This window comes from Aequorivita capsosiphonis DSM 23843 (assembly GCF_000429125.1).
Taxonomy (GTDB): Bacteria; Bacteroidota; Bacteroidia; order Flavobacteriales; family Flavobacteriaceae; genus Aequorivita; species Aequorivita capsosiphonis.
In genome coordinates this window covers 334,419-360,507 of the sequence record NZ_AUBG01000006.1, presented here as the reverse complement: position 1 = coordinate 360,507, position 26,089 = coordinate 334,419, and the positions used below count along the sequence as shown (strand labels likewise).

The 26,089-nt window shown below is 36.7% G+C and carries 25 protein-coding genes; 13 read left to right on the top strand and 12 right to left on the bottom strand.

Going from position 1 to position 26,089, the window contains the following annotated elements; all coding sequences use genetic code 11:
• From G440_RS21400 to G440_RS0106155, 8 genes are all read left to right on the top strand, one after another.
• Nucleotides 1-310 (top strand): hypothetical protein (locus tag G440_RS21400; RefSeq protein WP_026450512.1); only part of this gene is annotated, 310 nt, incomplete at its 5' end.
• Nucleotides 311-421: 111 nt separating this feature from the next.
• The gene (locus tag G440_RS0106190) at nucleotides 422-667 is read left to right on the top strand and encodes a DUF6364 family protein (protein ID WP_026450511.1); all 246 of its coding nucleotides are present in this window, start codon (nucleotides 422-424) and stop codon (nucleotides 665-667) included.
• On the top strand, nucleotides 664-1,077 hold the full coding sequence (locus G440_RS0106185) for a type II toxin-antitoxin system VapC family toxin (protein ID WP_026450510.1): 414 nt from the start codon (nucleotides 664-666) through the stop codon (nucleotides 1,075-1,077). The genes G440_RS0106190 and G440_RS0106185 overlap by 4 nt, the downstream gene beginning before the upstream one ends.
• Nucleotides 1,078-1,310: 233 nt before the next feature.
• On the top strand, nucleotides 1,311-1,586 hold the full coding sequence (locus tag G440_RS19550; protein ID WP_211228193.1) for a type II toxin-antitoxin system RelE/ParE family toxin: 276 nt from the start codon (nucleotides 1,311-1,313) through the stop codon (nucleotides 1,584-1,586).
• A 51-nt stretch (nucleotides 1,587-1,637) separates the two neighbouring features.
• Complete coding sequence (locus G440_RS0106175; protein ID WP_084426629.1) at nucleotides 1,638-1,943, top strand: helix-turn-helix domain-containing protein; 306 nt, start codon at nucleotides 1,638-1,640, stop codon at nucleotides 1,941-1,943.
• Nucleotides 1,944-3,095: 1,152 nt separating this feature from the next.
• Nucleotides 3,096-3,896: a pyrroline-5-carboxylate reductase gene (proC, locus tag G440_RS0106165; RefSeq protein ID WP_026450507.1), complete on the top strand. Its 801-nt coding sequence runs from the start codon at nucleotides 3,096-3,098 to the stop codon at nucleotides 3,894-3,896.
• Nucleotides 3,897-3,916: 20 nt separating this feature from the next.
• Nucleotides 3,917-4,687 (top strand): glutamate 5-kinase, encoded by a 771-nt coding sequence (proB, locus tag G440_RS0106160; RefSeq protein ID WP_026450506.1) that lies wholly within the window; start codon nucleotides 3,917-3,919, stop codon nucleotides 4,685-4,687.
• A gap of 22 nt (nucleotides 4,688-4,709) precedes the next feature.
• Nucleotides 4,710-5,909: a glutamate-5-semialdehyde dehydrogenase gene (locus G440_RS0106155; protein ID WP_026450505.1), complete on the top strand. Its 1,200-nt coding sequence runs from the start codon at nucleotides 4,710-4,712 to the stop codon at nucleotides 5,907-5,909.
• A 212-nt stretch (nucleotides 5,910-6,121) separates the two neighbouring features.
• On the opposite strand, the gene G440_RS0106150 is transcribed toward G440_RS0106155, so the two are convergent.
• Nucleotides 6,122-6,688 carry a hypothetical protein gene (locus G440_RS0106150; protein ID WP_026450504.1) on the bottom strand — a complete coding sequence of 189 codons (567 nt, stop codon included), beginning with the start codon at nucleotides 6,686-6,688 and terminating at the stop codon, nucleotides 6,122-6,124.
• A gap of 572 nt (nucleotides 6,689-7,260) precedes the next feature.
• On the opposite strand from G440_RS0106150, the gene G440_RS0106145 reads away from it, so the two are divergent.
• The 3 genes from G440_RS0106145 to G440_RS0106135 all read left to right on the top strand — a co-directional run bounded on the left by G440_RS0106145 (nucleotide 7,261) and on the right by G440_RS0106135 (nucleotide 10,062).
• Nucleotides 7,261-8,124, top strand: a complete 864-nt coding sequence (locus G440_RS0106145; RefSeq protein WP_026450503.1) for a sigma-70 family RNA polymerase sigma factor — start codon at nucleotides 7,261-7,263, stop codon at nucleotides 8,122-8,124.
• A 280-nt stretch (nucleotides 8,125-8,404) separates the two neighbouring features.
• Nucleotides 8,405-9,067 (top strand): ribulose-phosphate 3-epimerase, encoded by a 663-nt coding sequence (gene rpe, locus G440_RS0106140; protein WP_026450502.1) that lies wholly within the window; start codon nucleotides 8,405-8,407, stop codon nucleotides 9,065-9,067.
• 41 nt (nucleotides 9,068-9,108) lie between these two features.
• The gene (locus G440_RS0106135) at nucleotides 9,109-10,062 is read left to right on the top strand and encodes a YpdA family putative bacillithiol disulfide reductase (RefSeq protein ID WP_026450501.1); all 954 of its coding nucleotides are present in this window, start codon (nucleotides 9,109-9,111) and stop codon (nucleotides 10,060-10,062) included.
• 591 nt (nucleotides 10,063-10,653) lie between these two features.
• On the opposite strand, the gene G440_RS0106130 is transcribed toward G440_RS0106135, so the two are convergent.
• The 10 genes from G440_RS0106130 to xrtF all read right to left on the bottom strand — a co-directional run bounded on the left by G440_RS0106130 (nucleotide 10,654) and on the right by xrtF (nucleotide 22,314).
• Nucleotides 10,654-12,234: a SusD/RagB family nutrient-binding outer membrane lipoprotein gene (locus tag G440_RS0106130; RefSeq protein WP_026450500.1), complete on the bottom strand. Its 1,581-nt coding sequence runs from the start codon at nucleotides 12,232-12,234 to the stop codon at nucleotides 10,654-10,656.
• Between the two features lie 8 nt (nucleotides 12,235-12,242).
• The gene (locus G440_RS0106125) at nucleotides 12,243-15,458 is read right to left on the bottom strand and encodes a SusC/RagA family TonB-linked outer membrane protein (RefSeq protein WP_026450499.1); all 3,216 of its coding nucleotides are present in this window, start codon (nucleotides 15,456-15,458) and stop codon (nucleotides 12,243-12,245) included.
• An 805-nt stretch (nucleotides 15,459-16,263) separates the two neighbouring features.
• Entirely contained in the window at nucleotides 16,264-16,584 is a 321-nt protein-coding gene (locus tag G440_RS0106115) for a four-helix bundle copper-binding protein (protein ID WP_026450498.1), read from the bottom strand.
• Between the two features lie 70 nt (nucleotides 16,585-16,654).
• Nucleotides 16,655-17,020 carry a heavy-metal-associated domain-containing protein gene (locus G440_RS0106110; protein ID WP_026450497.1) on the bottom strand — a complete coding sequence of 122 codons (366 nt, stop codon included), beginning with the start codon at nucleotides 17,018-17,020 and terminating at the stop codon, nucleotides 16,655-16,657.
• A 145-nt stretch (nucleotides 17,021-17,165) separates the two neighbouring features.
• Nucleotides 17,166-19,400: a TonB-dependent receptor gene (locus G440_RS0106105; RefSeq protein ID WP_026450496.1), complete on the bottom strand. Its 2,235-nt coding sequence runs from the start codon at nucleotides 19,398-19,400 to the stop codon at nucleotides 17,166-17,168.
• A 317-nt stretch (nucleotides 19,401-19,717) separates the two neighbouring features.
• Nucleotides 19,718-20,137, bottom strand: coding sequence for an HYC_CC_PP family protein (locus tag G440_RS0106100; protein WP_026450495.1), 420 nt, complete (start codon nucleotides 20,135-20,137; stop codon nucleotides 19,718-19,720).
• Nucleotides 20,138-20,238: 101 nt separating this feature from the next.
• A complete protein-coding gene (locus G440_RS0106095; protein WP_026450494.1) occupies nucleotides 20,239-20,637 on the bottom strand; it encodes a hypothetical protein in 399 nt (132 codons plus the stop codon).
• A gap of 108 nt (nucleotides 20,638-20,745) precedes the next feature.
• The gene (locus tag G440_RS19545; protein ID WP_051285171.1) at nucleotides 20,746-21,300 is read right to left on the bottom strand and encodes a DUF3347 domain-containing protein; all 555 of its coding nucleotides are present in this window, start codon (nucleotides 21,298-21,300) and stop codon (nucleotides 20,746-20,748) included.
• A gap of 37 nt (nucleotides 21,301-21,337) precedes the next feature.
• A complete protein-coding gene (locus G440_RS0106085) occupies nucleotides 21,338-21,772 on the bottom strand; it encodes an exosortase F system-associated membrane protein (RefSeq protein WP_026450493.1) in 435 nt (144 codons plus the stop codon).
• Complete coding sequence (gene xrtF / locus G440_RS0106080; RefSeq protein WP_026450492.1) at nucleotides 21,769-22,314, bottom strand: exosortase family protein XrtF; 546 nt, start codon at nucleotides 22,312-22,314, stop codon at nucleotides 21,769-21,771. The genes G440_RS0106085 and xrtF overlap by 4 nt, the downstream gene beginning before the upstream one ends.
• 155 nt (nucleotides 22,315-22,469) lie before the next feature.
• On the opposite strand from xrtF, the gene G440_RS0106075 reads away from it, so the two are divergent.
• Nucleotides 22,470-22,925, top strand: a complete 456-nt coding sequence (locus tag G440_RS0106075) for a GAF domain-containing protein (RefSeq protein WP_026450491.1) — start codon at nucleotides 22,470-22,472, stop codon at nucleotides 22,923-22,925.
• 124 nt (nucleotides 22,926-23,049) lie between these two features.
• Here the strand turns inward: G440_RS0106075 and G440_RS0106070 are convergent, their stop codons facing one another.
• Nucleotides 23,050-24,306 (bottom strand): ABC transporter permease, encoded by a 1,257-nt coding sequence (locus G440_RS0106070; RefSeq protein ID WP_026450490.1) that lies wholly within the window; start codon nucleotides 24,304-24,306, stop codon nucleotides 23,050-23,052.
• A 211-nt stretch (nucleotides 24,307-24,517) separates the two neighbouring features.
• Here G440_RS0106070 and purH point away from each other — a divergent pair, with 211 nt between their 5' ends.
• Complete coding sequence (gene purH, locus G440_RS0106065) at nucleotides 24,518-26,050, top strand: bifunctional phosphoribosylaminoimidazolecarboxamide formyltransferase/IMP cyclohydrolase (RefSeq protein WP_026450489.1); 1,533 nt, start codon at nucleotides 24,518-24,520, stop codon at nucleotides 26,048-26,050.
• The last annotated feature ends 39 nt before the right edge of the window (nucleotides 26,051-26,089 follow it).

Genomic DNA, 26,089 nt, shown 5'->3' with positions numbered 1-26,089 from the left:
AGCTTTGGGAATGAAAACCCCCGCTGCTTGCCATGATTTTTCCAATAGACCATACCCTGAGAAAATTCCAACATATGATTATCCATCAACCATGAAAGTGATGAAAGTATGCCAAAATGCATCCCTGCGGTGGAAGTCATATTATTGGGTATATTTAACTGCTGGACTTAAGGGCAAATACGTAGGAGTTGAAGATCAAGGAAACGGAATTTGGAGAGTATTTTATAGAGACGTATTTTTAGGTTACTTTAATGAAAATAAAATAAGAGATAAACAAGTATCAATTAGACTAAGTCAGAATCTAGTGTAAAGCATGTGACTTTAACTTTGTAAACTATGTGCCTTAACGAACATCAAAAAATTCCGTGATAAAACCAAACTTACGTAATAATTTACTAAATTTGTACGTAAAACAAATGTTATGGACAAAAAATTGACATTGAGTTTAGACAAAACAATTATCGAAAGTGCAAAGAATTATGCTAAATCGAATAATATTAGCTTGTCAAAACTTATAGAATCTTATTTGACAACACTCACTAAACGGAAAAGAAATTTAACGGAAATCACACCTCTTGTTGAAAGTTTAAGTGGAGTAATTAATCTTGATGAGGATTTTGACGCAAAAGATGCTTATACTGATTACCTAATTGAGAAATACAAATGAGCAGATTACTAATTGACACTAATATTGTCATAGACCTTCTTTCAAAAAGAGAAAAATTCTATGATGAAGCTGCGGATTTATTTTCTCGTGCTGACAAAAAAGAATTGGAACTCACAATTTCATCATTAACCTTTGCGAATACAAATTATATTCTGACAAAACTAAAATCTGCAAAGGAAGCAAGAGAAATTTTGAGAAAATTTAAAGTACTTGTGGAATTACTAGCTTTAGATGATAAAGTAACAGAATTAGCTTTGAGCGATGACAATTTCCCTGATTTTGAGGATGGACTTCAATATTATTCCGCTATTGAAAACCAAATTGATGTGATAATTTCAAGGAATAAAAAGGACTTTAAGAATTCCAAAATTCCTGTATTGACAGCGAAAGAATTTTTAGCTTGCAAATAATGCCAGTGGCTAACAACGTGTATAATTAATGGCTGGTTCTCGCCTACTTACGAAAATCCTCGCGGATTTTCTATTCCGTTTTTATTTACTAAATTAGGTGCTTAAACACGCCGCTAATCATACACAAAACCGTTGCCAGTAATGCAAAAACAATTCTTAGTTTCCATATAACTCAACTTTTTGATTTATATTTGTCTTGTAAATTGGACAAATAAAAGGGATGAATCCAAAATTTGAAGTTATTTTCCTTAAACAGGCAATGGAATTTATGGAGAAAATTGACCAATGATCCGAAGCTTTTCAAGAAATTAGACAGCGAAATTTGGGAGTTAAGGACAAAATATATCGGACTTCAATACAGACTCCTCGCCTTTTGGGACAAAACAGACAAAACCGAAACACTCGTCCTGGCAACCCACGGAATCATAAAGAAAACGGACAAAGTACCTAAAGCCGATATAGAAAAAGCGAAAAAGATTATGGCGGAATATTTTGCCCAAAAAGAATAGATTATAGAAACAAAAAACACGCCTGCCGAACGTGCAGGGAAAAAAATGAAAATGATGACCCTTGACCAAATGAAGGATAAGGATTTGGGAGAGATAGGAACACCTGAGCGCGATAAATACGAATTCGACTTGAAAATGGAAGTTTTGGGCGATATGATAAAGTCGGTTCGAAAAGAAAGAAAATTGACACAAGAACAACTCGGAGAATTAATCGGAGTTCAAAAATCACAAATATCTAAATTAGAGCGGAATACAAAAAATGTGACAATCGAAACTATTTTAAAAGTATTTGGAGCCTTAAAAACAAACGTAAAATTCAGCGTGGAAATGAACGAATTGGAATTCACAGTGGCGTAAGCACTACTTGCAACAATGTTTAACGCAATAGCGGGTAAATGCAAAATCCGAAGATAATTTTTATAAATTTAAGGTCAGTTATAAACCGAAGAGTTCGTGGGTCAATCCCGCTACTATGATTATAATAGACCGTTTTTTTAAACTAATGAAAATCCTAATATTACTATTTTTAATTCCAATATGTTTACAGGCTCAAGACATCTCTAATATTTCTTATAAAACTGAATTAGCAACTTATGAATGTGTGGCTGCCTCAAAACCGATTTATTGTGACTGTTCGAGCGCTCCCGATAGCTATCAGGACAGAACCATTAGTTACTGACTATCAATAAGGTCTCGACTTTAGTTTATCTTGAGCGAAGCTGAAAGACTCGAATGGACACATGATCAAAACCCCAGTTTTGAGACGGCTTCTAATTTCTATCATTATTTATAGTTCCATTCAGGTGCTCCTTTAGGTCTCCTTCACGTCTGAGTCAGGTATAGTTCAACTATTTAATTATTTAAAATAACTCCATCTAACTGAAAATAAAATATCCAAAAGCCAATTCTCAGGCTGAGGGCATTAGAATGACGAGGTTAAGTCTTTAAGGGAATTTTGATTTTTCTAGGAGTTTCTTCAATTTCAGGATTCTTCGAATTCAAATCTTCCAAAGAAGCCCCAAGTGCTTTAAAAGACTTCATGGATACAACCTGTCCTTTTTTGGATGGTTTTTTAAAATCGTTAAAGTATTCTGAGCTTAATTTGATTGTTTTAGTTACCAATAAACAAAACGCAATTTTGCAGCGATGTTAATTTTTAAAATTTAAAAAACTAGCGCACACATCGAAAATGATAAACAAAATTCTTATAAAGTTAAAACACCTAAAATCAGCAAGAAACAAATCAATCCTTAGGGCAACATCTTTATAATGTCATTTTCGCGATATTTCGGGAGAAATCGTTTTTTATGCCATAATTTCGGTAAAATATAGAAAGTATGCAAAACTGTCACCTCAAACCATTGTAATACCAAATGCATTTAAAAGGCTTGTAACCTCTTCTATCAGTAACCCCACAGCCAATTTTTACTTTTAATATTGGATAAGATAGAAATATCCGGTCTCTCGCACAATACTTGCACCTAAAAGGGCATAACTATAAAACAAAATATGAAAGTACTAGTAATTGGTGCAGGAAATATGGGATTGACCTATGCTGAAGGAATGGCTAAGTCTCCCCTTTTAAATCGTAGAAATTTAATGATCTACGATGTTTCCGCAGAAAAAATTTCAGAATTAAAGAAAGTTCCACAATTCGATGTTTTTGAAAATTTGGAAGATTGTCTTCCAAAAGCAGATATCGTTTTTATCGCTGTAAAGCCTTATCATAGCGAGGAATTATTTAAAAATATGAATGGAATGGTTAACTCAGACCAGCTTTTTATATCGCTAATGGCGGGAGTTACCATTAAAACAATTCAAGATGCCTTAGACAATAAAAAAGTGGTTCGGGCCATGCCCAATCTACCAGCAAAAGTTGGTTTGGGAATGACCTCTTTTACGGCAGCAAAAGATGTAACTCGCGTAGAACTCTTAATGGTCCGTAATCTATTGGATACCACAGGAGAGGCCATTCACGTAGAAAATGAAAACTTCATCAATGCCTCAACTGGAATATCGGGGAGTGGACCAGCCTATGTGTTCTATTTTATGCAATCCATGATGGAAGCCGCACTTAAAATGGGCTTTTCTTCCAACGATTCAAAAATTTTGGTAACCCAAACTTTTGAGGGCGCCGTAAAATTATTTAATGAATCGGATCTATCGCCAAACAGCTGGATGGAAATGGTAGCGTCTAAAGGTGGTACAACACGTGCCGCATTGGATTCGATGGAAGATAACAACGTAAAAGAACTCATTAAAGATGCTGCCTATGCGGCGTTTAACAGAGCAACAGAATTAGGAAAATAAAAACACAAGAACTAAAAGATATGAAGGAAAAACGAGTGGTTATAAAAGTAGGAACCAACGTTATGACAAACAAGGACAACCGCATTGTAGGGCCAATTCTCAACGAATTGGTGCGACAAATAGCAGCTTTATATGAAGATGGATATGCTCCGGTATTAGTCTCTTCAGGATCTGCCATTGCAGGCATGGAGGTTTTGGGTGAGTGTATCGCCAAAGATGACGCCACCAGAAGACAGATTTATTCTTCAGTAGGGCAACCTAGAATGATGCGGCACTATTACAGTCTGTTTCACGATCACGGGATGCGATGTGCCCAGATTTTGGCCACAAAACGTGATTTCACACCCGGTAAACACCGCGAAAATATGATTAATTGTTATGAAGGGCTCATTGCCGAAGGTATAGTACCCATTGCAAATGAAGATGACGCCGTATCATTAACCATGTCCATGTTTAGCGACAACGATGAATTGGCTAGCCTCGTCGCAGAGCTTATAGATGCTGATGCCTTGGTTATTTTAACAGACACCGATGGCCTTTACACTGGACATCCCGATCATGAAGATTCCAGAAAGTTAAGCAATGTTCACCACGATGAAAAAGTGGAACAATACGTTCAAGCATCGGATAAAGGTGAAGGTGAAGGCCGTGGCGGTATGGAGTCTAAATTGAAAATCGCCAAAGAAACAGCGAAGAAGAATATTCCTACCTATATCGCAAACGGAAAACGTAAAAATATTATCGTTGATCTTTTGGCAGGAAAAGATTTAGGAACAAAATTTTACTCATAAATAAATTAAAACAGAAAAGAATATGAAGTTGATAAATAAAGAATTAAAAAATAAGGTTTTGGAGTCGATGATGAAGATTATTGACAATAAACGGGAAGATTTATTAAAAGCGAACAAGCAAGATTTGGAAGCTTTTAATAAAGACGATCAAGCACTATATGACCGGCTTGTTGTTGATGACTCGAAAATTGATGGGATGATCAAAGCCATTTCTGAAGTTAAAGAACAAGATGATCCCGTAAACAAAGAAATTAGCAGCAATGAATTAGACAGCGGACTTAAAATAATCAATAGAACGGCACCTTTTGGAACCATTATGATTATTTATGAATCCAGACCTGATGTAACTATTGAAGCTGCGGTTCTCGCTTTTAAAGCGAATAATAAAATTCTACTAAAAGGTGGAAAAGAAGCCTACAATAGCAATAAAATCTTGGTTAAATTCTGGCACGAAGCATTACAAGAAAACGGCCTTGAAAAAGACTGGATTAAAATGCTAGAACTCAATCGTGAAGAAACCCAAGCCTTTTTAAAAAACCCGAACGAACCTATTGACCTGATTGTACCCCGAGGTGGCGAACGTTTAATTCAGTTTGTAAAAGAGAACGCCAGTTGTGCGGTTTTGGTGAGCGGTCGCGGAAACAACTTTTTGTATGTAGCCGAAGATGCCGATTGGAAAAAAACAATTGAAGTGATTATAAATGCCAAGACTGAAAAAATCTCAGGATGCAATGCTCTTGACAAAGTTTTGGTAGATAAAAAGATTCCAAACTATGAAGCTAAAATAAAAGAATTGAAAGAAGTTCTTGAAGAATTAAAAGTGACTATTTTGGTAGATACTGAAGTTAAAAAGACACTTTCTACTTCAAAAGTAATCGAAAATGAAGCAACTTGGTATGAGGAGTTTTTAGCAATGAAAATTGTAATTGGAGCTGTAGAAAATAGTGATGAAGCCATTGCGAAAATAAACAAATACAGCGGCGGACACTCTTCCGTGATAATGACGAAAGACCCTCAAAAAGCAGCTTATTTTATGGAGAACATAGACAGCGCTGCCGTTTATCACAATGCCTCTACTCGCTTCACCGATGGTGGACAAATGGGCGTGGGTGCAGAACTTGCCATAAGTACAGATAAATTGCACCATCGTGGACCTTTGGGCTTAAAACAATTGGTGACCAATAAATACTATGTTTACGGAGACGGACACGTACGCGTTTAAAATTGACGTAAGACGAAAGGACACTTCGATAAACTCAGTGCATCGCGTAAGAGTTAGGACTCATTTCGTTAATAAGTAAAGATCATCTTTTAATCAAGATTTGTCCTACGTCCTCTGTCAACATTATATCTCTAGATAAATAGTCATTAATATTTATCGAGCATAAATCTTAAAACGCCTTCAATTCCTATACTTTGGATGAGGGTGTTTTTTTATTCATACACACTTCTACTCTTACGCGTAAATTGAAGATGAATTCCACTTCCGAACAACAACTTATCCTTGTTTAGATTTACGTGGAATTGCAATCCCAAAGAAAATCCGTTTTTTAGCATAAACCTTGTTACAATGGTAACTGGAACCCCAATTGTTTTGTAGGTTGTTTCGTATTCTCTGTAATAACCATTTTGAGGGTCGCTCTCAGTTTCAGTAGTATGTAGATTAATATATCCTACACCAGAAAATACATCAACAAAAAATCTGTTTTTTATTTGGAACTCTCTTCCATATAAAAGGTTGAACTCATAACAGGAGTCATTGTGCGACAGAATATTTATTTCTCCACCCCCTTCAGCTCCTATTCCTACTAAATTATTTCCAATGGAAAACCGAACATCTCCACTAAAACCAATACCTGTGTTCTTATTTTCAGAATAAACCTTCGCAGGAGAAAAACTAAAGGAATGATAAGCGAAATTGCTTGGCACTTCCTTATCTTGTGAATAAACATTGAAAATACCTAAAAATATAAATAGGAATAGCAACGCTTTTATTCTCATAATCTAGATGTTATAAATCAAAGTTATAAAGATAATACTTGTAACGTAACCTTTTTAAAATATTCAGACTATAGGAAAAAATCTTAATCTTATTATACGTGCTATTCAATTTAGTGAGTTCTTGAGAAATCTGTAGGCAAAGAAGAAATTGAAGCTAAATAATCCCATTTTAAAAATTCAAATAATGACTCAAAACTTATTGATAAAAAAAGTATTTTCAGAAACCCAAACCCAACAAATACAATCAGGAAAATAAATAACAAACAATACATCCAATACAAGAGCGCAATAAGAATTCACAGTTCAAAAAACTACTATTACTTCGACAGCAAGGATAATAAGACGATTGTAACAAAAAATAAACGCGAGATTGACAGTCTAATTTCTCAACAAAAAAAATTTAGACTCCGTAACTACCATTAAAACAGATGATCGCAACCCATAACGAACAATTTCTATAGTCTAAAAGTCAAAATCATAAAAAAAACTTAAAATTTTTTGTAACCTTTTAGTCGTTTCTTACGTATAACCTTATACACAAGTTAAACCTTAATCTACAGGACAAACCTTAAATGAGACAACTTAAAATTACAAAACAGGTTACCAATAGGGAAACCGCTTCATTGGACAAGTATCTTCAAGAAATTGGTAAAGTTGACTTAATCACCGCAGACGAAGAAGTAGAATTGGCACAGCGCATAAAAGCGGGTGATCATCTTGCTTTGGAAAAATTGACCAAAGCAAACTTACGTTTCGTTGTTTCGGTGGCAAAGCAATACCAAAATCAAGGTCTTACGCTACCAGATCTTATTAACGAAGGAAATCTCGGTCTTATTAAAGCTGCGAAACGTTTTGACGAAACACGTGGTTTTAAATTTATTTCTTACGCTGTTTGGTGGATCCGCCAATCCATTTTACAGGCTTTGGCAGAGCAGTCGCGAATTGTTCGCTTGCCATTGAACAAGATTGGAAGCATCAACAAGATAAACAAAATGTATGCGTATCTTGAACAATCGAAGGAGCGTCCGCCTTCTGCCGAAGAAATTGCACAGGAACTGGACATGACTATCAATGACGTAAAAGAGTCCATGAAAAACTCTGGCCGTCACGTATCGATGGACGCACCACTTATTGAAGGAGAAGACAGTAACTTATACGATGTTTTAAGAAGCGGCGAAAGTCCGAACCCCGATCGCGCTTTATTGCACGAATCGCTGAGAACAGAGATTGAACGTGCTTTGGAAACCTTAACCCCTCGCGAAGCAGATGTTATTCGTTTGTACTTCGGTCTTGGCGATCAAAATCCGATGACCTTGGAGGAAATAGGAGAAACCTTTGATCTTACCCGAGAACGTGTACGTCAAATTAAAGAAAAGGCAATTAGAAGACTGAAACACACTTCACGAAGCAAAATATTAATGACTTATTTGGGATAGCTTCCAGAACGCTAACGACAGTATGAGATTCCTTCGGGAATGTAACTGTTCGTTTTTTGATTGATGAATGACCTCCGGCTGATTACCGGAGGTTTTTTCTTCATGCTCCGATGCTTCGGGAAAGGTGAAAATATTCTTCTATCTTCAACTCCAACCCACTATATATTTCAAACATTCGTACCGGGCGACTCGCAAGTCGACCCTACCTAAAAACATACATTCGTAGGGACAACTCACGAGTTGTCCCTACTTATATTTACCTTTGCAAAAACATTATAAAATGAACGACATATTAATTGCCCCTTCCGTCCTTGCCGCAGATTTTGCAAATCTTCAAAGGGACATAGAAATGATAAATAACAGTGAAGCAGATTGGCTTCATATTGACGTAATGGATGGTCACTTTGTTCCAAATATTTCTTATGGAATGCCTGTAATTCAAGCCATTAAAAAACATGCTACAAAACCATTAGATGTTCATTTAATGATTGAAAAACCAGAGCGCTATATTGAGGAATTTGCAAAAATAGGTGCAGACATTATCACTGTTCATTATGAATCTACCATACACCTACACAGAACCTTAACACAGATTGAGCAAGCTGGTTGTAAAGCCGGTGTGGTATTAAACCTAACAACACCTGTTTCGGTACTTGAAGATATTCTTCCTAAGTGTTTTATGGTCCTTATTATGTCTATCAACCCTGGTTTTGGAGGTCAAAAATTCGAAGAGATTACCTATAACAAAGTTAAAAAACTTCGTAAAATGATCACTGATCAGAAATTAAATACACGAATTGAAATTGACGGCGGGGTAACTAATAAAAATGCCAGACAACTTGTTGACGCAGGTGCAGATGTTCTTGTAGCCGGTAGTTATATTTTTGGAGCGAATGATCCGGTAAAAACGATTCAGGACCTAAAGGAATTGACAACAAAATAAAATTTAGAAGGGATTCATGAGATTCCTTCGCTTTGCTCGGAATGAAGGATGTTTTAATTATTGGTGCTGGCCCTATTGGGATTGCCTGTGCGCTGGAGTGTAAAAAGAAAGGTTTAGATTATATAGTAGTAGAAAAAGGCACCCTTACCAACTCCCTATATAATTATCCCTTAAATATGACCTTCTTTTCCACTTCGGAAAAACTGGAAATCGATGGAATCCCATTTATAAGCAACAATCCAAAACCAACCAGAAATGAGGCTTTGGAATATTACCGAAGGGTTGCAACATCCAATGAGCTCTGTATTAATTTATATGAAAAAATAATTTCAGTTGAAAAGGTTGATGATCACTTCGAAATTAAAAGTGATAAGAATTCCTACAATGCGAAAAATATAATTGTAAGCACTGGGTTTTACGACATTCCAAATTTGATGAACGTTCCCGGTGAAGCATTGCCCAAAGTAATGCACTATTACAAAGAAGCCCACCCTTTTGTGATGCAAAAAGTTATTGTGGTTGGCGCCAGTAATTCTTCAGTGGATGCAGCTCTAGAAATATGGCGAAAAGGCGGTGAGGTAACTATGGTTATTCGCGGACCGGAAATTGGTGAGCGCGTTAAATATTGGGTAAAACCGGATATTGAAAACCGAATTGAGGAAGGTAGTATAAAAGCCTACTTTAATTCAGAAATAGAAAAAATAACTCCATCCGAGGTTATAATAAATACACCAAGCGGCAAGGAAACTTTAAAAAATGACTTTGTTATTGCCTTAACTGGATATAGGCCCAATTTTGAATTCTTAACCAAAATGGGTGTGCATCTATCTACAGACAGCCTAAAACTACCACATTACGAACCAGAGACCATGCAGACCAACATTAAAGGACTGTTCTTGGCCGGTGTAATTTGTGGCGGTATGGAAACCCATAAATGGTTTATTGAGAATTCTAGAGTACACGCTAAAATTATTGTGGAAAACATTGATAAGTAGCAGATGGTAGTTGGTAGTCAGAAGACGGTAGACGGCAGCTGGTAGACGCTAGTGGGCTGAACATTTAAGCTCAGAAGTAAATACAACTTAGATTTTTAAATGTAGTTTAAAGTTCTGCAACGTCACCCTTATCATCTTTCCCTCTTTGAGAGCAGTCTTGTATAAAATTTCCATAAATATAGCTTTAGTTCCTTTAATTAAAGTCTTTCGAATAAAACATAAGCCTCTTTTCTTGGCGGTTAAATCTTCCTTAGGTAATATATTAAGATACGTATCCTGCTTCAGGACAATCTCGAATTAATTTGAAAAGTTGATTAATTCTAGAGCCCAAATATATTTTATACCGGATACAAGGATTTACCAGTGTATCCAAAACCTTATGCTAGTTGACCAATATGCGTAGCTCATTAATTTAACCAAACGATCCACCAAATTGAAGATATAAACGTAATAGCTAATTAATCACTTGCGCAGATTAAAACAAAACACCCAATATATATTCATGAAAAAATCCAGTGAAGACATCTTCACTGGATTAATTTCATTTTTCAAAACTAGCGATCAAAATTAGTTTGATCCACTAGGTTTGTATTAATTGTTATCCCAAAATAGCTTACTTAAAATGCTATCTCCATTTGGCAAACCTCTAACGGCCTCATCCAAATTAGCACCATTAAGAGTTTGTAGCGTTTGTGGATATCTTAGTCTATAAGGAAGATCGGTTGATCCAGCCGCAGCTTCGAAAACATAAGAGGTTCTATTAGAAGCAGCTGCCTGCTCCGGAGGCAATTCGTAGGTATCTCCAGGTAAAAACAAAATATCTCCATTCGGGTATCCAGTTCTTCTATATTCAGCCCAAGCTGTGTGCCCTTGCATATACAAACTAACATACTTCTGCGTCAACACGGTTTCTTCACTTGCAGCAGGCAAGTTAGCAACAAAGGTATCAATATCGTCTGGAGCAACACCCCAACGTTCCATAGAAGCACTTACACCATTTTCATACTGCGTTTGGTCCCAGCCAGCATTTTCAGAAAGCAAGAAAGCAACTTCAGCATATTCCATTAAAACTTCACCGTAATCTGGTCTAATTACATTACTACTAGGAAAAGAAACCGTTGTAAATGGTAACGTGTTTGCCTGTCTAAAAGCGTAAGGGGCTCCTTCATAATCATCCGGATTTTCAGATCTATCGTAATCATTACTTTTGATATCCCCAATAGAAACAGCTTTTGGAGCTGCCATCTCAAACAAACGTGGATCCAAACCAAAATTACCATTCTTCCCTTTTAAAAGATTTACAAAAGGAGCAGTTACAGCAAAATCGGTACGGTCAATAAAGGCAACCCAAAACGGGGAACCATTTAAATCACTATCCTCATAAGTTTGAACTGCATTATCAGCATTCGATTCAAATACACCTGAACTAATTGCCGTAGCGATAGCGGCATTAGCGGCTCCAGCATCTACAGATTTATAGTTTGTAGCAACCCTCAATATTAATGAATTTGCAAACTTTTTCCATTTAGTAGCATCTCCACCAAGAACATTGTCTCCAGAAATAAACACCGGTTCACTAGTATTAAGCATATCTGCAGATTCTCTTAGTTCCTTTAAGATATCTGGATAGATTTTTTGTTGCTTCGCAAATTTTGGCGATAAAAATTCATCGATCTGCAAGGCTTGAAAATCTGGATCATCATTACCATAAGAATAGTAAGGAACATCTCCGAAGAAATTTGTCAATTCATAAAATAAATAAGACAACATAATTCTTGAAGCAGCAATCTGGTTATCGTTGTTTCCAACGGAACTAGCTTCTTCTGCCGTCACCGGATCGGTATTTATATCAATGATCGATTTAAATTCTTGGGCCACAAGATAAGATGTTTGATAAATACTTTGGGCGCTGGTCTCACGATAAAGATATCTATCCTCATCAGCATACGCAATTTGACCCCAATATTCCATCCAGTTAAGATCTAACCTACCATGGTTAAATTCGTTTCTGGAAAAATCGGTGAATTGCTTCGTCGCACTGTTAAAAATTGTATTGGGTAATACAGATTCTGGTGCGTTCGGGTTCTCATTTAATTCTTCCAAGCCAGAGTCACACGATGTAAAAAGTGCAATCGACAGCAGGAATATACTTGATAAAACTATTTTTTTCATAACTTTTTTTAGAATTTTAATTGAACATTAAATCCGACTGAACGGGTTGATGGCAAAGCACCACCCTCAGATCCTTGAATGTTACCACTACCTGCCGTAGCAACTTCAGGATCAAAATTGTCGTTGCTTAGCCCCCAAGTTGCAAGGTTTCTTCCAAATACGGAAAGCGTAATTGCATCAAGGCTTCCTGTAAATTTTTTAGGAAGTGTGTAACCCAATGTTACTTCGCGAAGTTTAACATAACTTGCATCAAAAACATTCTGAGCATCGTTACCGAAGTAAAAATCCGTTCCCCAAGCTTGTGCTGAAATAGCAGTTTCATTAGGAGCAGTGTTGGTAACGGTGTAAGAACCATCATCGTTATAAGTAACATCACCAGTAACACCCTCGTTTACTACACCATCAACACGTATGTTATTTGCTGCGGTAGATTCAAGAATACCAGAATAATGACCCCATAAGTTGGTAAGTGATCTATATACACCACCTTCTTGTACATCAATAAGGAAAGATAGGTTTAAACCTTTATAAGAAAAGGAGTTTCTAAAGCCCATATTGTAATCAGGAAGTACAGATCCTAAATTTTCAACCTTTTGTGTTTCCATATAGTAACCATTCGCATCAACTACTTTATTTCCGTCATTGTCAAAAACATAATTGGTTCCAACAATCTGTCCGTAAGATTCGCCAACTACTGCATTAAGAGTAACACCGTTAAAAGGATAAGTAGCCAAATTCAATGATTCCACCCCTGGAAGCAATTCCTGAAGTTCGTTTTTGTTTTTGGCGAAATTAAAGGTGAAATCCCAGTTAAAGTCGTCACTTCTAATAGGTGAAATGTTTACTAACACCTCAACACCCTTGTTTGTTAATACACCGGCGTTTGTAAATGTTGAACGATAACCTGTAGATGGGTCTAATTGTATAGGAGTTATTAAATCCGTTGTTTTTTGATCATAGTACGTAAAGTCAAAACCTATTCTTTTGTTAAGGAAAGACATTTCCAGACCCGCTTCAAAAGTATCAACAAACTCAGGTTTTAGATTTGGGTTTAACTTGATAGATGAGTTCTGAAACTGGACAACCTGTTGGAAAGGACCATCAGAAATAAACGTATTATTTAGATTGTATGCATCTGTATCATTACCTACACGTGCAACACCCCCTCTAATTTTACCAAAGGATAGCCATTTCGCATCAATAAGTTGTGAAAACACAAAGCTACCGTTTAATGAAGGATAAAAGTAAGAGTTATTATCTGCAGGAAGCGTAGAAGACCAGTCATTTCTACCCGTTGCGGATATAAATACTAAACCGTCATATCCAAAAGATACCGAAGCAAAAAGACTGTTCACCCTTTTTCTTGAATCATTTTGAGGCTGTATTCCAGGAGGTCCAGTAATAGGGGCATTAGAGTTGTTCAATGAATAAATACCAGGAGTCGCCAAACCGCCATTTGTTACCAAACTAGTTCTATGTGTTTCAACATCTCTTCTAGTACCTCCAACAAAACCGTTAAAGCTAAGTTTGTCATTAAAGAAGTTTTTGTCATAATGCAAACGTGCTTCATAGTTTAGTTCACTAAAAGTTCTGTCAGCATTTGAATAAGAGGACGTCGCTTGTGAGCCTACAGCAACTCTTTCTTGAATTCTAAGACTGTAGGTATCTGCATATACTTTACCAACAACATAAAGACCATCGGTTAGATTATATTGCGTTCCTACGTTACCGAACCATCTTGTTCTCTTGTCTTCTGCAGTATTTTCATATAATGTCCAGTATGGGTTATCCGTATAAAGGATGGTAGGATCATTATAAGCTGTTCTGTTCCAAGATCTTTGTGTACCGTCTGGATTTTTATATTTTTTAAGTCTATCATAATCCAACTGAGTTTGACCAAATTGGTATAATTGCTGAATAACACCCGTACCGGTATAACCCGTAGCCGGCCTGTTAAAACCGTCTGTACTTGTAAAGTTAACACCAGCATCGAATTTTAATTTTTCGCTAATTTGGGCTGAACCGTTAAAGTTAAAAGTTGTTCTCTCCAACTCTGTATTCGGAACAATACCTTCCGTTTGCGAATTGTTTATGGAAAGTCTCATTTGAGCCTTGTCACTCCCTTGCGTAAAGGATACACCATTATTACGCGTCATACCTGTATTAAAAAAGTCCTTCTTATCAACATCAGGATACTTCCATTCTCTCGGATTTAAATAATCAGCTGGAAATGCTGGATCCAAGTTATCCCATTGCAATACTTGTTGCCCGTCATAAAGAGGCCCCCAAGATTCATCTGTTGAATAATCTGCAATATTATAGGTAGTTCCATTAATAACAGCCGTACTAAAAGTAGATTGCTCAAAGGTACTCGCATCTCCTGCACCACCACCATAAAGCTTTTGAACTTTAGGAAGAATGCTCACTTGGTCAAAAGTAACACCAGAGTTAACTGTAACCGTAGCCTTACCTTTCTTACCAGTTTTAGTAGTAATCAAGATTACACCATTGGAAGCTCTTGAACCATAAAGTGCTGCTGCTGCACCACCCTTAAGTACGTTCACGCTTTCAATATCATCTGGGTTAACGTCAAAACCAGCATCACCATAATCTCTACCACCGCCACCATTCTGTGTAGCTGTAGAGTTATAGTTACTGTTATCTAAAGGAATACCGTCCACCACTATCAATGGTTTGTTTTCCTGGGTTATGGAACTAGCACCACGTAAAAGAACACGTGTAGAACCACCCAAGCCACCTGATGGTGACGAAATACTAACCCCAGCAACTTTACCGGAAAGTGCACCTAATGCACTGGTTGGTCGTGTTTCATTTAATTCTTCGCTACTAACCTGTTGAGTTGAATACCCTAAGGATTTCTTCTCACGGCTAATGCCAAGTGCAGTTACTACTACTTCGGTAAGAGCTTCCCCACCTTGCATAGCAACATCTATCGTATTTGAGGCCCCAACCGCAATCTCTTGGGTCTCAAAACCTACATAACTATACACAAGTGTTTGTCCCACTGCTGCTTCAATGGAGTAATTACCATCAAAGTCAGATTGCGTTCCAGTACTTGTACCCTTTATAATTATGTTAACTCCTGGAAGCGGCAAGCCTGTGTCATCGGCTACTGTTCCGGAAATCGTTTTTTCCTGTGCAAAAGAGAGCTGCACAATCAACACTATTAATAGTGTTAAAATTCCACTAAACTTTGTTTTCATTTTTTTGTTTGTTTGAATTAGCACTCCAAAAGTGCCAATAAAATCCCACAATTCCAACTTTTAATCAAAGTAGATTATGAAAATATTATCAAAAAGTTGTTTTGAAACCGCTGTTTTAAGGCGAATTTTAAGTTAATTTTTTGCAAAGGCCTGATTTTCTTAGGTTTTCAAGAGCAATAAAAAGATAGTTCACTAAGTAATGTCAACAAAAAATAATGAAAAAAAAACCTAACAGTTTATTAACAATTGACGAAACTACCCAAAGAATGCCGTTTTTGAGCATTTTCATCCCTTACGGTCAAAAACAATTTTTACACCATCAGTGTTAAATTATTGAAATAACAATAATTAAACAATCATTCTATTCGAATTTATAAAACCACCTATCTCTAATAATAAAAAATTATCGATCTGAACTCGCTCCCTTAAATTGCTGAGAATTGCTTTTGAAGAGCACATTAAAGGTTATTTGTTATTCTCTATTATTATTGTTTATTATTATTTATTTTAATAAATATAAAATGGAAACACATATCAAAGCAGCATAAATAAAAAAACCACCCGTCTTTCGAGGGGTGGTCTTGTTGGTCTGTAAAAAACCTTGCGGAAAGCTACTTCTTCTTAGGAGCAGCTTTCGGAGCCTTTTTATCATCCTGCTTTTTAGCTTGTGGGCTTTTAGCAGTCTGTGGCTTTTTGCTTTGCTTGTCTTGTGGCATAACAATTATTTTTTTGAATTAACACTATAAAGGTAAAAATAAGTCAAGATATAATATTCTCTTGTTAGCTAAAATTTAACAGAGAAAACCTATGCCATATATGCCTTACACTCTTGTGCGCAGTTTCTGCAAGCTTCCGCACAATCCTTACAGTGCTGTGCATCGTGCTTTCCACATTCATCGGCACACATAGTACAGATTTTTTCGCAGTAAGCAACTAGTCCTTTCACTTCTTTGAAATTCATAGCTAAAAGCTGGTTTAGTGTACTGCAGACTTCTGCACAAACCCTATCCGTGCGAATGCAGTTTACCATCATTTTTACATTTTCCTCATCAAGGCAAGCGTCGGCACAATAATTACAGTGATTGATACAATTACCTAAAGCGTGTATTAATTTTTCGTTTTTCATAATATTTTATTTTGATATTCAAATTACGAAATTTCACCACTCCTATATATTAAGGAAATTATAAAAAAATTTAATGGCCGCCGTCCTTATGGTCGTCAACTACCTTTGGATCACGGTATTTACAGCAAGCGTCAATACTTTCATAAACAATGTCTTCCGCCTTTATGTCTTCCGTATCATGACCGCTGTCTGCAATGCTTTGTTGTATTTGGGCAAGATCAGTTTTCTTTTCGTTGTAGATTAGTTGTAGTTCGTGTGTATCTACACTCCATGTGGCCGATTTAACTCCTTTCGCCTGAATAGAAGCCTTTTCTATACGGTCTTTACACATGCCACAAACACCGTCCACGTCAATCGTGGCTTTTGCGTTTTTGTTTTGCGCGAAACCAGTCGCTCCTATAAATAATACACTAATAATTAAGATTGCTTTTTTCATATTTGTTTTATTTTCTATTTATATTATTATTTATTATTACTATTATTTATTACTATTATTTATTCTTTATTGCTATTATATACTCTTGGCTACATCCACCTCTTCGGCAGTTTTTAAACTGGAGAACGCATACAAGCAAAGATTACTAATTTAACCTATATCGTAAACCTGCGTAATAAGAGCTTCCAAAAATGGGCCCGTACACGTAGGTTGTATCAAAACTTGAGCCGAACGGATTATCACTTCCAATGATCGGGTTTTGTTGTTTTACGTTTGTAATATTCTCGCCACCAACGTATAATTCAAAGTTAGATGAAAAAACCTTGGTAATCTGTGCGTTTAAAGTTGAAATACTGGGTGAAAACTCTGAAAGACCAATAGTGTTTAAGTAATTTTCTGTGGAAGCGAATCGTTGCTCCCCTATAAAATTATAAGTGGCATCGAATCTCCAATTACCCCCTTTCGAAGTTTGATGTGTTTGATAGGAAACATTTGCGAAAAAACGATGATTGGGCGTAAGCGGCGTTTGCTTTTTGCCGTTGCGATAGGTGGTTTCCACATCGTAATATTTATAAGCAAGCCTAAGATCCAAATGTGTCAGTATATTTAGATTAAATTCCGATTGAAAATTATTTGAATAACTTTCACCTTCTAAGTTATAAAAATTGATTTCAGTAGGGGTCTCAAAATCTACTACTATTTGATTTACAAAATCAGTTCTATAAAAATCAACGCTAATATCTGCTCTTCTATTAAACAGATTGAAACCTTGCATATACGAAACGCCGTAGTTCCAAGCAATTTCCGGATCAAGGCCGTAAACAGCTCCCCCATTCCCTAGAATATTAAGGCTTCGTGAAGTTGCAAAAATCTGCTGATTTTCGGTGAAAATATTCGCGCTTCGCTTTCCTCTTCCCGCAGAAACCCGAAAAGCAGATTTATCCCAAGGGGTGTATCGCAAGTGAAAACGTGGCGTCACAAATGTTCCTAGTCTATTATGAACATCGGCACGGATTCCCAGATTGAAATTTAAATCGCCCATATTGTCAAAATTGTATTCAAAAAATGCTCCAACAGAGTTTTCAATCCTGCCAAAGTTTTCTGTCAACACCAATTCATCATAATTATCATAGGTTGCACTCAAGCCCGTTTTAATCTTATGTCGTGAATCACTGATAATAGAGTTGTACATTAAGCTTGCATACAGACTGTTATGCTGAATATTATAATCATTCAATCCAAAATAAGATTCCTGTTCGTGATGGCTATAAGCAAGTTGCAAACCACCACTTTGCCATGGAAGATCGGGATTCACAAAGCCGAATTTTCCTGAAGCTTCAAACCGCTCGGTCTTTATTTCGCTACCCCAGGCATTAGTAGTTCCACGATCCTTTTTTGGATCAAAAGAGCGCTGGCCAGTCTGCTTTTCATCATTTAAATATCTAAAATCGAAAAAACCGACATAACCGTTTTCCTGATCGGTATATTGCCAACGGTTCATTAGGTTCACCTGTTGCATCAATGGCGCGTCCAAAAAGGAATCATCATTTTTATCAAATTCCATTTCACGCATATTTCCGTGAATGTATAGTCCAGTGCTCCATCGCTCAGAGACTTTGGTATTTAGATGTGTGTTCAGCTCAAAACGCCCATCGCCAGAACCATAAGCATTTACAAAAAGCCTATCGTCACTCATCGGCTTTTGCAGTTCGGCATTAATTTGCCCGGCAATGCTTTCATATCCATTTACTACGCTGCCCGCTCCCTTGGTAATCTGGATACTCTCCACCCAGGTTCCTGGAATAAAGCTCATTCCATAGGCTTGAGAAGCCCCACGAACACTTGGCACATTTTCAGTGGTAACCATAATATACGGACTGGTAAGGCCAAGCATTTTTATCTGTTTGGTTCCAGAGATAGCATCAGCAAAATTAACATCAATGGAGGGGTTGGTCTCAAAACTCTCCGCCAGATTGCAACACGCAGCCTTTAGCAACTCAGCACTACTAACGTTAATCACGTTTTGCGATTGTAAGAAAGATCTTGAGCTTGCCTTTTGGCGCGCTGAAATAGTAACCTCATCCAAATCAGCAGTAGATTTTAACGAATGTGATATTCTCTTGGAAGAATTTACGGAAATGGTATCCGTTTTATAACCCACAAAACTGATAAGCATTTTTTTGTATTCAGGCTTATATACAATTTCAAAGTTACCGTCAAAATCGGTAACCGTCCCCACAGAAGTGCCCAACCAATAAATGTTGGCGCCACCAAGTGGAACTTCTTCGGTATTTATAGTTTCTGTTATGATTCCTGTTACTTTTTCTTGTGAAAAAACACAAAATGGAAGTAAAAGGAATAGTATTAATATTTTTTTCATATTTATTTATGTTGACGTACGATTATGTTCGTCATTTTTGATGTGAAATTTTAAACTTGAAACCAGAATTTGAACTAGCAAGGGTGGGATAAGTGTCTTAATGAATAAATAGTTCGATTTAAAACATGCTAGCCGACCTTAAAATTTGTGGTGGCATTGCGACTTCAGTCCATTGTTCTATAAAATTCTGAATTTTAAATTGATTTTATTTTATATATAAAATCACCCCTAGAAGATGGGGCTTTACTCTTCGTGCTATCTCGCTAGCCTAACTAAGAAAGCAGTATGGCTTCGGTAGCGCAAAGATCTAGGAAGTATCAAATTAGAAAAGTCTCGTATAGAATGTTTAGATTCTGTTCGAGTGGTGGCGGATTATAATCCGCAAAGAAAGATTTTTGTATGGAAGCGATCTCAACTTCATGAAGGAGAAATACAGAAATAAAAGAAGCTACCAAGGTTTTATGGAGTTTTACCTGAAATGAAGCCTTTGCAAAATCATCGTCAATTTGTATTTTGGTAATATGGTTTTTGCAACAATCATGAACGTCAGGAATAGACTCTTCATCTCCACAACCGGAGTTTGAATTCGCTGTTTGTATTCCGCAGGAAAGGTGTTTCTCGCCCAAAGTGACTTCAGCCATCATTTCCATGCCACCGCAAAAATGTTGCGCGTAGGCTATGCCAGAACTGCTGGCCAGCATCAACACCGAAATGAATATGGAAATCAATTTTTTCATTGTATCGGCAAAATACAAATATTATTTTAAAGAGTCGATCGGTGGATGAGTTGAATAGTTTAGGAGTTTAGAAAAAAAACAGTTATGGTTTTAACCTATCTCTAGTTTTTTACAAAAAATAAGTCAGCAACAAAGCGGTCTTCCAAATGCATTTCTCCATCAGTCAAATTATACACCCATTTTTTTTCATCTATTTTTACTAACAATGCTTTTGGCCCTGTTGTATCTCCTGGATAATAATCCTCTCCAAAAAAATATTCATGTTCGCCATTTGAGTGTATAGCATTTTCTTCGCCAGAAACTACTAAAGTTTCATTTTCATTAAAACGATAAAGTATGTTCTCCGCTGAATAATCAAATGTGGTCGGTCCGGCAACTCCATTAATCACAGTTCTCATTAATTTCCATTGACCAACAATTGCATTTGTCTCGGCATCATCATTTTTTGAGCAACCCAAAACGGTTACTAGAGTCAATAATAAAATCAGTATTTTTTTCATAACAACTAAGATATAAATTCACACAAAGGATGCTTACTTTATTTAAAAGTTGCGTCTGGTTGTTTAACAATTATATACTGCAAACTGCCACTGAAAACTGGTACTTTTTTACTTAATCTCAGCATCTACTCTACCGCATTTTAGCATTTTATCACCAAAATATGGGTTTAGGATATCTCTACTTGTACTTATCCAAGATGCTCCTTTATTATTAAAGGCCATGGGGCAGTATTGTTTGTAAACAGTTCCAGATTTCAATGCGCCCTGAAGCATTGCTTCTACACCAGCAGTCAAGGCTTCAAAATTTTCGCGTTGCACCTTTACATCTTTCGAATCTGCCATAGCGGAAACCGCATTCTGAGTTGCTTCGTCAGCATTCATCTCTTTAAGAAGCGTCATCAATTTGGAAGATTCAGAAGCGGTTTGATCTGCATTGGTATTTATCAAAGCACTTTCAATATTTAGATATTGCTCGAAAACAGCTTCAACCTTTGGATCGTTAAATTCGGCCTCTACTTCTGCCACTTCATACGTTTTAGTCGCATCTGCAGTATTGTCCACCGTAACTACTTCAAGTTCTGCTTCGTTTTGTTTTGAATTGTCCTTGCAGGATGTAAAAGCTATACCAATGATAGCAAAGAAAACAATAGATAAATTTTTCATTTTTTAAGAAATTTAGAATTTCAAAGATATTAAAATTTCATTGGGTTTTATACTTCTGAAAATAAAAGGCAGGAAGTAAGATGAGTAGAAACAGAGGTTGGATGAGAAACCTTCGTATATAGAAGAGAATAAGGTGTCCATGAACGCCTTCCGAAGTAAAAATAATAAAACTAAAAGCCAGAAAAAATATTGCAAATAACAAAAAGTAAAGTATCGCCGACAGTTTGATTATATCTTTATCCCTAAACACCAGCCACAAAATAGCAAAGGATATAAGCGTGTTTAACAAAAACCGAAGTACAATTCCCGTTTGAAGCGCAAAAGTATCTACCTCTGGGAGGGGTTTACTTTTATAATCCATTTTAAAAAAGTCCAATAATGGATCGTAAAACAAGCTGTCTTCATAGGCTCGAATGAGGACCAACAGGCCGACTAGCACAACAATACCTGATATTTTCAAAATTTTTCTCATTCTGAAGTTTTCGGCTTTAGCATCCGCACCCAGATCATCCAAAGTATAAAAACCATGCCGTAAATGATTCCTGGAAAAATTACGGAATGTAAGATATTTTCATACTCTGGAAACTTATATAAGCCTACTGCTAAAATAGCTATTCGTAAAATATTCACTACATAAATCAAGACAGTACCCGCCAAAAGGAATACCAATGTTTTTTTAAAATTTTCAGAAAAAGCGATGATAAAGGAAACAAATAAGATAACAATGCTGATGGAATTACAACCCTCAACAATACTAACGGAGTAGCTATTATCAATAGTCAATAACACTGCTTCTTCCAATTTATAAGGTCTCAATTGCGCATGATAACCAAAACTATCCACTACTGCCCCACTCTGTCTAGCAACCAAATTGGTGAAGTAATCTGGAAAATAACCAGTATTGATAGCTATTTTCAAATAGAGGGTGTATAAAATGCTCAGCAATAAATAAGAGCCCAAAAACAACACTACAAAACGAACAACGATTTTATATTTTTTAAAGAGCTCTTTCAAGAGTTAAATTTTTCGAAGAAATAATTTTGTTTATTGTTTGTCAAAATAAGAAGCCTTAACATTTAGTTTTTAACAAAAATACAGGATTTGTTGTTGGGGTTTGTAAATCAATTCAAATTACTTTTGTTATACCAAATTAATTTAAAAAACCCATTATGTCTTTTATACATTTAAAGTCAAAAGTAAAGACTATTCTCTCCAATGATGCTGAAAGCACGGAGCAACGCCTAAAAGAAGTTTGTGAATTATTACAATCATCCGTAGGTTATTACGATTGGGTTGGATTTTATTTCGCCAAGGAGGCCGAGAAAACCCTTCATCTAAAGGCATTCGCAGGTGAGCCCACAGACCATGTTGTAATCCCTTTCGGAAAAGGTATTTGCGGGCAAGTGGCAGTTTCCAACAAAAATTTTATCGTGTCAGATGTTACAGCGCAAGACAATTATATAGCTTGTAGCATCACCGTAAAATCTGAAATAGTAATTCCACTCTTCAAAAACGGTAAAAATATTGGCCAAATCGATATCGACTCACACTTAGAAGATCCATTTTCTGAAGAAGACGAGCGGTTTTTGGAATGGGTGAACGAAGAAGTTGCGGTTATACTTTAGTTTTTTTGATTTAATATTCTTAGCGCAACTTCTGAGTAAATTCCAAATCTTAAGCACCAAATTCCAAAATTTCTAGATCATGCGTTTGGAATTTGGAATTTGATTTTTTGGTGCTTGCGCAGTTTTACATCCCAGTCCGGATGGCCTCCACCGGATCTAATTTTGAAGCTGAGATAGCTGGTAGAATTCCGGAAATCAAACCAATGGCCGCACTGATCGCGGTACCGATAAACATATTCCACGGAGAAAGTACAAATTCAAAATCGCCCGTGAATTGAGAAGCGAGAATTGAGACTATAAAAACTAAAAAGAGTCCAATTAACCCTCCGATTACAGCAAGAATAACTGCTTCAAACAAAAATTGAAACAGAATAAATTTATTCTTCGCCCCTAAAGATTTCTGAATACCAATCAAATTGGTCCGCTCTTTTACGCTAACAAACATAATATTCGCAATCCCGAAACCACCTACAAGCAGTGAGAACCCACTAATTATCAGGCCGATAATATTCATACTGCCAGTGATATTATCGATAAAATCTGCAAAACCTTGCAACTGATTCACAAAAAAGTTGCTTATTTCATCAGGTTTTAATCCGCGTTTGATGCGAAGTTGCTGGGTTAACATGGCAATAAACTCATCATTATCAACGCCTTTTTCTGGCTTTACAACAATCTGCGGAAATGTATTTTTGTTATTGTCACCATAGATTCTTCTCACCACATTAACGGGCATCCACACCGAGGTGTCTTTTGAACCTCCGAAAAGACTTGTCCCTTCTTTTTCCAGAACCCCAATCACATTAAACTTTCTCCCGTAAATTCGAACTTCCTTTCCTATGGCATTTGCCGAATTTCCGAATAACTGATTCGCAATCTCGTCACCCAAAACTACGACCATGGCGCCGCTATTTGATTCGGAGCCATTAAAAAATCGTCCCTCCGCAAGTTTTAGCGATTCTATATAATAATAGCTTTCTGTGACCGCGCCAATAGGCACATTATCCACTTGCTTATCTTCGTATTTTACGCTCTCATTTGGCACACCTAAGGTAAAAGTTGCTTCGGCCAAATTTGGGGTACTGCGTTCAATATATTGGTATTCATCGTAAGTTACATCGGGAAATTGCTGCCATTTCCAACGTGGAATATCCGTGGGACCAAAGTTGAAACGCATGATGATGATGGTACTATTGTCTAACCCGCTAATACTTCCTTCAATTTCCTTTTTCAAGGAATCTACCGCCGCCAAAACCGCAATAATTGAAAAGATACCAATAGTTACACCCACCAATGAAAGAAACGTCCGCAGTTTATTGGTGCGCAACGCATTGATGGCAAAATTGAAACTCTCCTTTAAAACGCGAAGGTAGATTAGCATTTAGATTTTAGATTAACGTCCCGATAGCTATCGGGAGATGATTTTCATTTTCGATTTCATTTTCGATTTCGATTTCAATTTGGGTTCCTGAGCGAAGCCGAAGGACGATTTCGAACTGGTTGATAAATTTATAAAAAGTAAGACGTTTTCTGTATGCTTATGTTACAAATTTACTATTCAATTATGTACTTTTGCACCTTAATTTTTCATAATGAACAATTCCAAGAAAATTACATCCGCTTTAATCTCTGTTTTTGACAAAGAAGGTCTTGCGCCAATCGTTAAAAAACTGAACGAACAAAACGTAAAAATTTACTCCACAGGAGGAACCCAAAAATTCATCAACGACCTTGGAATCGAGGTTATTGCCGTTGAAGATATAACAGATTATCCTTCTATTTTGGGCGGTCGTGTAAAAACACTTCATCCAAAGGTTTTCGGTGGAATTTTAAACCGTCAAGACAACGAAAGTGATGTTGCCGAAATGGCACAATATAACATCCCGCAACTAGATGCGGTGATTGTAGATTTATATCCTTTTGAAAAAACCGTTTCTTCGGGTGCTTCAGAAGCAGATATCATTGAAAAAATTGATATCGGAGGCATTTCGTTGATTCGTGCTGCGGCAAAAAACTTTAAGGATACCATCTGCGTTTCTTCAGTGGAAGACTACGCTGAGTTTTTGGAATTGCTTTCAGAAAATAACGGAGAAATTGCCTTAAAAGATCGCAAGCGTTTTGCTGCAAAATCTTTTAATGTCTCTTCAAATTACGACACTGCGATCTTCAACTATTTTAATTCCGAGGAAAAACTTTCAGCATTCAAAATAAGTGAAACCAACGGCCAGGAACTTCGTTATGGCGAAAACCCACACCAAAAAGGGTTTTTCTTTGGAAATTTTGATGAAATGTTCACCAAACTTCACGGGAAGGAATTGAGCTACAACAATCTTTTAGATGTTGATGCAGCAGTAAACCTGATGAGCGAATTTAAAGGGGAAGCGCCAACCTTCGCCATTTTAAAACACAACAATGCCTGCGGAATCGCACAACGCGACACGATACAACAAGCATATATGGCAGCATTGGCAGGCGATCCTGTTTCTGCTTTCGGAGGAATTTTAATTAGCAATGTGGAGATTGATGAAGCTACTGCAAAGGAAATTCACCATTTGTTCTGCGAAGTAGTTATTGCCCCTTCTTTTTCAGCAAAAGCTGAGGAAGTTTTAAAAGGAAAGAAAAATAGAATATTATTGATCCAGAAAGATGCCGTACTTCCCTCAACAACGGTTAGAACTTGTTTAAACGGAGTTTTGGTACAAGACAAGGATAATATTACCGACACTAAGGAAATTTTAACGCATGCAACAAACAATAAACCGAATTCAGATGAGTTAGAAGACTTGTTATTCGCTTCAAAAATTTGCAAGCACACAAAATCTAATACAATTGTTTTAGCAAAGGGCAAACAACTTTGCGCCAGCGGAACCGGCCAAACCAGCCGCGTAGATGCATTAAGGCAAGCAATTGATAAAGCAAAAGCCTTTGATTTTAACCTTGAAGGAGCCGTAATGGCAAGTGATGCTTTTTTCCCGTTTCCAGATTGTGTGGAAATTGCGGACAACGCAGGAATAACAGCTGTAATACAACCTGGAGGCTCTATTAAAGATCAATTGAGCGTGGACTATTGCAACGCCAACGAAATGGCGATGGTATTTACGGGAACACGTCATTTCAAGCATTAAATTTTATTACATTTGTTAAAACCAAAATCCAACGCCTTA